Source organism: Curvibacter sp. GW821-FHT01G03 (assembly GCF_059422285.1).
Genome location: NZ_JBWKWP010000050.1, coordinates 1 through 1,337 on the forward strand (window position 1 = coordinate 1; position 1,337 = coordinate 1,337).

Below are 1,337 nucleotides of genomic sequence, written 5' to 3' on the forward strand. Positions count from 1 at the left end.
CAGGAGGTGCTGGCCGAAGTCGCCAGCGGCGGCGAGGCCGAAGTCCACGCCGCCGTGGCCGCCGCCAAGGCCGCCTTCCCCCAATGGGCCGGCCTGCCCGCCACCGAGCGCGCCAAGCTCATGCGCAAACTCGGCGAGCTCATCACCCGCCACGTGCCCGAGATCGCCCAGACCGAGACCAACGATTGCGGCCAGGTCATCTCCCAAACCGGCAAGCAGCTCGTGCCCCGCGCGGCCGACAACTTCAGCTACTTCGCCGAGATGTGCACCCGCGTGGACGGCCACACCTACCCCACCCCCACCCACCTCAACTACACCCTGTTCCACCCCGTGGGCGTGTGCGCCCTCATCAGCCCCTGGAACGTGCCCTTCATGACCGCCACCTGGAAGGTGGCCCCCTGCCTGGCCTTCGGCAACACCGCCGTGCTCAAGATGAGCGAGCTCTCCCCCCTGTCCGCCGCCCGCCTGGGCGAGCTGGCCCTGGAGGCCGGCATCCCCGCCGGCGTGCTCAACATCGTGCACGGCTATGGCCAGCAGGCCGGTGAACCCCTGTGCAGCCACCCCGATGTGCGCGCCATCAGCTTCACCGGCTCCACCGCCACCGGCAACCGCATCGTGCAAAGCGCGGGCCTCAAGAAATTCAGCATGGAGCTGGGCGGCAAGAGCCCCTTCGTGATCTTTGCCGACGCCGACCTGGACCGCGCCCTGGACGCCGCCGTGTTCATGATCTTCAGCAACAACGGCGAGCGCTGCACCGCCGGCAGCCGCATCCTGGTGCAAAAGTCGATCTACGCCGACTTTGCGCAGAAGTTCGCCGAGCGCGCCCGCCGCATCACCGTGGGCGACCCGCTGGACGAAAAAACCATCGTGGGCCCCATGATCAGCCCCGCCCACCTGGCCAAGGTGCGCAGCTACATCGAGCTGGGCCCCAAGGAAGGCGCCACGCTGCTGTGCGGCGGCCTGGACCGCCCGGCCTACGCGCCCGAGCTGCCCGCCCATGTGCAACGCGGCAACTACGTGTGGCCCACCGTGTTCGCCGACGTGGACAACCGCATGAAGATCGCTCAGGACGAGATCTTCGGCCCCGTGGCCTGCCTGATCCCCTTCGAGGACGAGGCCGACGCCATCCGCATCGCCAACGACACGCAGTACGGCCTCTCCAGCTACGTCTGGACCGAGAACCTGGGCCGCGCCCACCGCATGGCCGCCGCCATCGAGGCCGGCATGTGCTTTGTCAACAGCCAGAACGTGCGCGACCTGCGCCAGCCCTTTGGCGGCACCAAGGCCAGCGGCACCGGGCGCGAGGGCGGCACCTGGAGCTACGAGGTGTTCTGCGA

1 protein-coding gene is annotated in these 1,337 nt (G+C 69.0%); it reads left to right on the forward strand.

The genetic code is table 11. The features are described from left to right. Positions 1 to 1,337, forward strand: a 1,337-nt coding sequence (hpaE, locus tag AC07VS_RS28755) for a 5-carboxymethyl-2-hydroxymuconate semialdehyde dehydrogenase (RefSeq protein ID WP_494752686.1), incomplete at both ends; no start/stop codon positions are given.